Source organism: Streptomyces polygonati (assembly GCF_042650325.1).
Classification (GTDB): domain Bacteria; phylum Actinomycetota; class Actinomycetes; order Streptomycetales; family Streptomycetaceae; genus Actinacidiphila; species Actinacidiphila polygonati.
Window position 1 is genome coordinate 1 of sequence record NZ_JBHSBB010000032.1, and the last position, 7,544, is coordinate 7,544.

A 7,544-nucleotide genomic window follows, 5' to 3' on the forward strand; every position below is an offset into this window, starting at 1 on the left:
AGTTCAAGCCGTCACAGCAACCACGAGCGACGCCGGGTTCGATTTCTGACCATAAAAGACAAGCTCAGTACCAGTTCTCGCTGGAAATGGTGAGGAACCGTTCTTCCCTGGGCTCGTGGGCGCGGTGTCAGCAGTTCGGTCAGGGGGACGGAACGCGATGATGGGCGTCTTGGTGTTGCGTCGGAACGTGCGCCACCGCGCCTTCACCTCGTGCACGGCGGCGCGCGATGTCCTCCCGCATGAAGTCGTCGGTGCGTGTGCTGTGCCAGAGGTTGCCTACCCATCGCTCGTATTTTGGTGTCCACTCTCTGGCCAGGACTGGCTTGAGGTGGCCGTGGAAGAGGAGGGTACGACCCTGGTCCCGGCGGAGGCGGCAGAACCGCATTGCGCTTTTCTCGTGCCAGGCGAGACGGTTCACCGCGACGCCAGGGAGGGTGCCGCGGACGCGGCCGGGTGTGTAGGTGACCAGGGGCCGGCTGGGGCGTCGCCAGGAGTCGGTCAGGGCCCAGTGCGCGATAGCGTCGCCGCTGCGGTCGAACGGGCTGTAGGGGGTAGGTGACGCGGCCCGCGACCTCCGCGAAGAACCGGGTCTGCTCAGCTTCGCTGCCTCCGGCAAACCAACGCCAGTAGGGCGAGGCGATCAACGACGCCAGGGCGACAGCCTCGGGATAGACCGCGGCGAACAGCCGCGAGGTGCTGTAGTTGAGGTAGTCCTGCTTCTCCCGGTCGAAGGGGATCAGAATGCCGAGGCGGTCGTCCCAGGCGTCCCAGGTGTGTCGGCGTACTCACCAGATTGCGCCAAGTAAGTACAGATGTATGTGCTCCACCCGGTAGTCGGCTGCCTGCCGGTTGTGGCCCATGCCGGAGGCCCCTCCAGTCCTGTCATGATCTCGGTCATGGATGAGGCCATTGAGGTTCTGAGGCGGGAGTTCGAGGCAGAAGAGGGGAGCTTTCTGCTGCAGCTTCGTGGTGACCTGATGTGGGACCGAGCTGCCTTTACCCGTCTTGAGCGAGCGATGCGGGCTGCGTGCGAACGCGACCAGGCCGAAGAGAAACTCGATCGGTGGCTGGCTGAGGGGTTCTTCGATGTCGCGACGTGGGTTCCGATGTGGACAGCACATCCGGACTTCCCAAGGCCGACGCCGGGGGTCTACTACGAGGCCTGCATGGAGCGGATCAGCGATCTGGCCCGTTGGTTCTTCCGAGGCTGGCACGACTACTCCGAAGAGCACCGGTGGCCTGATCTGTGACGACGTAGCGGTTCTCGGTCAGGCTGCGTCGTCCCGGTCCCGTTCGATGGCGGCGAGGCGGTTCTTGAGTCGGTAGCTGTTGCCGTTGATCGAGACAACCTCACAGTGGTGCAGGAGGCGGTCGAGGATCGCGGTGGCCAGGACCTCGTCGCCGAAGACCTGGCCCCATTCGCTGAAGGTCTTGTTCGAGGTCAGGATGATGGAGCCCTTCTCGTAGCGCTTGGAGATGACCTGGAAGACCAGGTTCGCCTCCGTGCGCTCCAGCGGCTGGTAGCCCACCTCATCGACGACGAGGACGCTGGGCCGCAGGTAGGTGCCGAGTTTGCTGATCAGTCGTCCTTGTTGCTCGGCGGTTTTCAAGTGGCGGACCATGTCGTCGAGGCTGGTGAAGTAGATGGAGTGGCCGGCCCGGCAGGCGGCGACCGCGAGGGCGATGGCGATGTGGGTCTTGCCGACTCCGGGCGGCCCGAGCAGGGCGACGTTGGCCTTGTCCTCCAGGAAGGACAGGGTGGCCAGGTCCTTGATCTTGCGCGGGTCGAGGTCGGGCTGGAAGGAGAAGTCGTAGTCGCCAGCGTCTTGTGGTGCGGGAGCTTCGACAGCCGCAGGTTCTGGCGGAAGCGGCGGTCGTCGCGGACGGTGAGTTCCTCGGACAGCACCAGGTCGATCAGGTCGAGGTAGCCCATCTTGGCCTCGTCCCGCCCGCTGGACGTACTGGTTCAGCGCCTCGGCGAGGTGCGGCAGGCCCAGCTTGGCGGCAGTGGTCCGGATGCGGGTGCTGGTCAGCTCGCTCAACGGGCTTCCCTCTTCGAGGCAGCGGAATTGAAGGGGCGGGTGCCGGTCAGCTCGTCATAGACCGACAGTGGTCGGCGGCCGACTTCGATGCTTGCCGCGGCGGCCCGGTTCAGCTTGCAGCGGTCCGGTTTCCGGCCCGAGGGACTGGTTGCGGCGGGGTGACGGCAGAGGATCACCTGTGGTGACGCGGCGGCCGGCGCCGGTGGGCAGGCCGTCCCAGTGGGTCTCGTCCACGATGCGGGCTCCGCGGCCGACCGTCCGAGGATGGGCGGCCAGCAGTGTCTGGCCGCTCGTGTCGGGGATGGTGGAGTGCAGGCTGATCTGGGACTTCGTGGCCCGGATCTCCACCAGTTGGCGCGGGCGGACCCTCCGGGCCGGCACCGAGTAGAGGTTCGCGTCGAAGGCGACCAGGCAGTCCTTGCCGACGTGCCGCAGATGCCGCTGGGTGACGACATAGGGGGTCTTCGGCAGCGGTCGCAGGGCCACCTGATCCCGTGCGGCCCGGTGCCCGATGACCTCACCGTGGGTGCCGTGGACTTTCGCCCGCCGCAGCGGGACCCATGCGGTGAAGGCGGCGTTCATCTCCTCGATCGAGGAGAAGGCCCGCCCGGCCAGGACGTGGTCGCGGACGATGTTGACCTGCCGTTCGACCCGGCCTTTGCCCTGCGGGCGCTAGGCGGCCAGCACATCGATGTCGAAGTCGTAGTGCCCGGCGAAGGCGACCGCCTCAGGATGCAGCGGAACCGCCTCACCCGGAGCAACGTGCCGACGCACGACAGTCTTGGTCCGGTCGTAGACGATACTCATCGGCACCCCGCCGAAGTGCGCGAACGCCGCGCAGTGGCAGTCGAAGAACGTCGCCAGATCCTGGCTGGTGGTAAAGCAGCAGAACGGGTCGCGCGAGTACGACAGCGTCATGTGGAAGGAGTAGACCTTCAAGATCCCGACGTGGGCCTCGCGATCTCCCGCAGGCTCATCACTCCGGACTCATACAGCGGACGAAACCGCCGCAACTCCAACCAGCGATGCGGATCCAAGACCACCGTCAGCCGCCTTCCTGCTGCCCCGAACCGACAGCAGCAGACTCACGGCCCCATCCCCACACCGCACCCGAAACGGTGCACCTTCATCCGTACGAGGCGGTGCACGTTCGCTTGTACGCCGACATTCTGGCTTGACCGGCTGGTCCAGCCGCTGCCTGTCGCTCTCGACCGGCTACGACAGGACCGCATCCTCGAAGAGGCCGTCGCTACAGGCGCTGATCCACTCCACCTCGCCCACGTCTTCGCTCTGGGCGGCAAGAGCAGCCTGCGTTACCCCCAGGCCGTCGCAGCATCGGCGGCCGAAAGGGCATCGGGCTCGGCGACAGAGCAGGCAGATCTCAGTGCGCAGAGATGAGATGTCGGCACGGAGGGACCTGACCTCAGACTGGATCAGGTCCGCGAAATGGTGAACCGCCCGCCCGGGCTGGCGTCTTGCGAGGCACCTGGGTCCTGGAGGGGACGAGTCAAGCAGCGGTGCCGCACCAGGTCCGATCGCTCGGCCGGAGTCAACCTCCTCGGTTTGCCGAGGATGTCCTGCTCTGAGTCGGGCTCCTCGTCGACGTTGAAGCGGAAGGCGGTATCGGTGAGGTAGTCGCGGCGGAAGTCGGTCCTCCACTGCGAGTTGTGGCCCCAGCCCAGCGACCCGTCGAACGTCTCCCGGTAACGGCGCATGAACACGTCGTGGAGCGGGGAGCGGTCCGCAATGCCCGCGACCAGGTGCTGGGCGCCGGCACGCACCATCACACCGGTGCGGCTGAACAGCATCTCCCCAAGCATCAGGCCCGGCCAGACCGTCCCGGTGATCTCAACCGGCGCCTCCGGGCGCTCGTGCTGCGCGACGTGGACGACCTCGTGGAAGAACGGTTCGAACGCGACGTCGCCGATCGGGACCATGCCGAGACGGGAGAAAGCTGATAGGTACTGGTCACGGGTGACATGCGGCCAGCGCTCAGGCTCGTGGATGTCGTGCGCCCAGGGAATCTCAGAGCCCGGAGGCAGCAGCGGCTGGAACTTGTACATCAGTGCGTCGCTGACGCGGCTGAGCGCATACAACGTCTCCAGAGGATCGCCGAACTCGTACTCGGTCCGTGTCCATCCCCCGAAGGCGGCCAGCGGCGCGAGAGCCTCCCGGACGGCATCGGCGTGCTCGTCCAGCCACGGATCTACTACAGCGAGGAAGACGTCCACACCCTGGTACTCCTCCACGGTGAGGAAGAGTTGGCGGACGCGCAGTGCGGGGATCACGCAGTGCAGCCTAGACAGCCTCACCCACGCGGTCGACGGGGTTTCCCGTGAGGCGGCTCAGGATGCCTTGTCCGTCAGCGCGTATCGCACACCGACGCCAACAGCACCAGATCAAGTTCAGTGCCTCCCTCGCGGCCAAGGCTTTCGGCCAACCCCGGTGCTCCTCTGCTGACCCTGCCGACTACGGCCTCGGGTTCACGCAACGCAACCTTCAGAAATCGCGAACCTACGGAAGATCGGCATCGAGAGTTTCTACTGCCGGACCGGCATCGAGGGCGCCCACGAGAAGGGCGGGGTGGAGGGCCAGATCGGGTACTTCCGCCGCAACCACTTCGTTCCCGTCCCCGATGTCTCCTCGCTCACCGAGCTGAACGAGATGGTCGACCAGTGGGACCTGCAGGACGACGCCCGGCGGATCGGGTCCAGGCCCAAGACCGTCGCGGAGTACTTCGCATTCGAACAGCCGCTGTTGCGGCCGCTGCCGGATGAGCCGTTCGAGACTGGACGGACGTTCACGCCGCGCGTCGACCGCTACAGCCAGGTCCCCGTCCGCACCAACCGCTACTCGGTCCCGATCCGGCTGATCGGGAAACGGGTCCGGGTCGTCCTGCACGCCTCCCACCTTGTCGTTTACGACCGGAACGTGGAAGTGGCCCGACATGAGCGGCTGATCGCCAAGGGCGCCGTCCGGCTGGAGCTCGACCACTACCTGGAGGCCCTGGTCCGCAAGCCCGGCGCCTTCCCCGGCTCCACCGCCCTCGAACAGGCCCGTTCAGCGGGCAAGTTCGCCCCAGTCCACGACGCGTGGTGGGACCAGGCGAAGAAGATCCACGGCGAGCGGGACGGCACCCGGGCCCTGATCGAGGTGCTGCTGCTGAGCCGGAACCTGCCCCACGAACACGTCGTCGCAGGCCTGGCAGCAGCCCTGCGGGCCGGAGCCATGACCGCCGACGCGGTCGCGCTGGAGGCCCGCAAAGCCGCCCAGGCGGACACCGACCCCAGCTCCACGCCAGACGCAGTACCGCCGGGCAAGACGCCGGCGACCGTGACATCCCTGCACGAATGGCGCCTGTCCCACCTTCCCCCGGACACCAGGCCGCTGCCGTCGGTGACCCCCTATGACCAATTGCTCCGAAGCCACCGCGACGACCGCGGCACCCACCGTGAGGGAGAAGCCCAGTGACCCTGCCCCGCCAGCGAGGCTTGACCGAGCAGGCCGCCGACGCCGCCATCGACACCGCCTGCCGCATGCTGCGACTGCCGTCGATCCGCAACGAGTTCCCCGACATCACCGACCGGGCGATCAAGGACCAGATGACCTACCGGGGCTTCCTCGCCGAACTGCTGATGACCGAGTGCGACGACCGGGCCCGCCGCCGGTCGGAACGACGGATCAAGGCCGCGGGCTTCCCCCGGGAGAAGTCCCTGCGGGCCTTCGACTTCGACGCCAACCCGAACATCGACCCGGCTACCGTCCACACCCTGGCAAGCTGCGAGTGGATCAAGAAGAGCCAGCCCCTCTGCCTGATCGGCGACTCCGGCACCGGCAAGTCGCACATGCTCATCGCCCTGGGCACCGAGGCCGCGATGAAGGGCTACCGCGTCCGCTACACCCTCGCAACGAAACTGGTGAACGAGCTGGTCGAGGCCGCCGACGAGAAGCAGCTGAACAAGACCATCGCCCGCTACGGCCGCGTCGATCTTCTCTGCATCGACGAACTGGGCTACATGGAACTGGACCGGCACGGCGCCGAACTCCTCTTCCAGGTCCTGACCGAACGCGAGGAGAAGAACAACATCGCCATCGCCTCCAACGAGTCTTTTGGCGGCTGGACCAAGACCTTCACCGACCCGAGGCTCTGCGCGGCCATCGTCGACCGGCTGACCTTCAACGGCACCATCATCGAGACCGGCACGGACTCCTATCGCCTGGCCAGCACCAGGGCACGGGCCGAGGAACCCGCGAAGGCCGGCTGACCGGTGCCACTTCCTGCTTCGACGGCCAGCCGCCCTCACGGGCGGCTGGTCCCGCTGTCCGGAGCCACCGACACTCGACCGACGCCGAGTCGCACCGTCCGGACTCAACCAGGCAGGTCAGCAGCCCCCTTCAGGTGGTCATACAGTGCTACGGACGCAAAAGGACTGGGGCGCGCCATGAGAGCCATAGACGATGACGAGGCAGCAAGGTTCCTGACCTACCTGGCTGTGTGAGCTTGTTCCGCTTTGACGGACACCGTTGGTGTGGTGGTCAGGCTGCGAATGCGGTCTCGTACTCGGCGGGGCTGAGGTAGCCGAGGCTGCTGTGCAGTCGGTGCAGGTTGTACCAGCTCTCTATGAAATCGAAGATCGCGGTCCGGGCGGCGGCCCGGGTGGGCCAGATGGTCATGTCGAGCAGTTCGCGTTTGATGGTGGCGAAGAACGATTCGGCCAGTGCGTTGTCCCAGCACTGCCCGGTGCGGCCGACCGACAGACGGACCCCGAACCGGTCCGCGAGGGAGGCGAATTGCTGGCTGGTGTACTGGCATCCGCGGTCCGAGTGGAAGATCACCGGCCGTATCGGGCGACGCTCCCGGCAGGCGGGGTCAGAGCGTCGGCGACCAGATCGGTGCGCATATGGTCGGCGGTCTCCCAGCCGACCACGCGGCGTGAGGCGATATCGATGACGGTGGCCAGGTAGAGCCAGCCCTCGCCGGTCGGGATGTAGGTGATGTCGCCACACCAGCGGGCATCGAGTCCGGTGGGGTCGGGCTGGAAGTCCCGGCCGATGAGGTCGGGACGGATGGCCGCCCCGGGGTCGGGGACGGTGGTCAGGTGCCGTCGCCTGCGGCGCACGCCTGCCAGGCCGGCCGCGCGCATCAGCCGGGCGACACGGCGACGCCCACACACGCCGCCCTCCTGTTGGAGGGCGGCGTGGACGCGTGGGGCGCCGTAGGTTCCACGCGACCGGCTGTGGACGGCGGTGATCTGCTCGGTCAGTTCGGCGTCGCGGACCGCCCGGGGGCCGGGGGCTCCGTTGCGGCGGGCATAGTAGGCGGCTCGGGAGACCTTCAGTAGCTCACAGGCTCGTTTGACGCTGTGACCTGCGCGTTTCTCCGCCTCGATGAACGGGTGGACCGTCACCGGGTCTCCTTCGCGAAGAAAGCCGTCTTAGATTCAACCGGTCAAGGCAACACTCGCCGGTGTGCGGAATCCCAGACACTTGCGCGGACGGTTG

At 66.8% G+C, this 7,544-nt stretch carries 9 protein-coding genes; 3 read left to right on the forward strand and 6 right to left on the reverse strand.

Features of this window, described 5'->3' with window-relative positions; all coding sequences use genetic code 11:
- The first annotated feature begins 884 nt into the window (after positions 1 to 884).
- Entirely contained in the window at positions 885 to 1,250 is a 366-nt protein-coding gene (locus ACFO3J_RS31705; protein ID WP_386436920.1) for a hypothetical protein, read from the forward strand.
- Between the two features lie 18 nt (positions 1,251 to 1,268).
- Here the strand turns inward: ACFO3J_RS31705 and istB (ACFO3J_RS31710) are convergent, their stop codons facing one another.
- The 4 genes from istB (ACFO3J_RS31710) to ACFO3J_RS31720 form a co-directional block, all read right to left on the reverse strand.
- Positions 1,269 to 2,042: an IS21-like element helper ATPase IstB gene (istB, locus tag ACFO3J_RS31710; protein ID WP_449343664.1), complete on the reverse strand. Its 774-nt coding sequence runs from the start codon at positions 2,040 to 2,042 to the stop codon at positions 1,269 to 1,271.
- A gap of 54 nt (positions 2,043 to 2,096) precedes the next feature.
- Positions 2,097 to 2,624: a Mu transposase domain-containing protein gene (locus ACFO3J_RS35980; RefSeq protein ID WP_449343665.1), complete on the reverse strand. Its 528-nt coding sequence runs from the start codon at positions 2,622 to 2,624 to the stop codon at positions 2,097 to 2,099.
- A gap of 90 nt (positions 2,625 to 2,714) precedes the next feature.
- On the reverse strand, positions 2,715 to 2,960 hold the full coding sequence (locus tag ACFO3J_RS35985) for a DDE-type integrase/transposase/recombinase (protein ID WP_449343666.1): 246 nt from the start codon (positions 2,958 to 2,960) through the stop codon (positions 2,715 to 2,717).
- Between the two features lie 515 nt (positions 2,961 to 3,475).
- Entirely contained in the window at positions 3,476 to 4,330 is an 855-nt protein-coding gene (locus ACFO3J_RS31720) for a hypothetical protein (protein ID WP_386436922.1), read from the reverse strand.
- A 295-nt stretch (positions 4,331 to 4,625) separates the two neighbouring features.
- On the opposite strand from ACFO3J_RS31720, the gene ACFO3J_RS31725 reads away from it, so the two are divergent.
- Together ACFO3J_RS31725 and istB (ACFO3J_RS31730) are read left to right on the forward strand one after the other, a co-directional pair.
- Complete coding sequence (locus ACFO3J_RS31725; protein ID WP_386436924.1) at positions 4,626 to 5,513, forward strand: Mu transposase domain-containing protein; 888 nt, start codon at positions 4,626 to 4,628, stop codon at positions 5,511 to 5,513.
- Entirely contained in the window at positions 5,510 to 6,307 is a 798-nt protein-coding gene (gene istB, locus ACFO3J_RS31730) for an IS21-like element helper ATPase IstB (RefSeq protein WP_386436926.1), read from the forward strand. The genes ACFO3J_RS31725 and istB (ACFO3J_RS31730) overlap by 4 nt, the downstream gene beginning before the upstream one ends.
- 271 nt (positions 6,308 to 6,578) lie before the next feature.
- Here istB (ACFO3J_RS31730) and ACFO3J_RS31735 read toward each other — a convergent pair whose 3' ends face one another.
- Together ACFO3J_RS31735 and ACFO3J_RS31740 are read right to left on the reverse strand one after the other, a co-directional pair.
- Positions 6,579 to 6,878: an integrase core domain-containing protein gene (locus ACFO3J_RS31735; RefSeq protein ID WP_386436929.1), complete on the reverse strand. Its 300-nt coding sequence runs from the start codon at positions 6,876 to 6,878 to the stop codon at positions 6,579 to 6,581.
- Positions 6,875 to 7,450 carry an IS3 family transposase gene (locus ACFO3J_RS31740; RefSeq protein ID WP_386436932.1) on the reverse strand — a complete coding sequence of 192 codons (576 nt, stop codon included), beginning with the start codon at positions 7,448 to 7,450 and terminating at the stop codon, positions 6,875 to 6,877. The genes ACFO3J_RS31735 and ACFO3J_RS31740 overlap by 4 nt, the downstream gene beginning before the upstream one ends.
- Positions 7,451 to 7,544 lie beyond the last annotated feature (94 nt).

What these genes read in the sequence shown, in the direction of transcription:
- ACFO3J_RS35985 (WP_449343666.1), bottom strand. Translation starts at nt 2,960, where the DNA reads ATGACGCTGTCGTACTCGCGCGACCCGTTCTGCTGCTTTACCACCAGC.
- ACFO3J_RS31705 (WP_386436920.1), top strand. Translation starts at nt 885, where the DNA reads ATGATCTCGGTCATGGATGAGGCCATTGAGGTTCTGAGGCGGGAGTTC.
- ACFO3J_RS35980 (WP_449343665.1), bottom strand. Translation starts at nt 2,624, where the DNA reads ATGAACGCCGCCTTCACCGCATGGGTCCCGCTGCGGCGGGCGAAAGTC.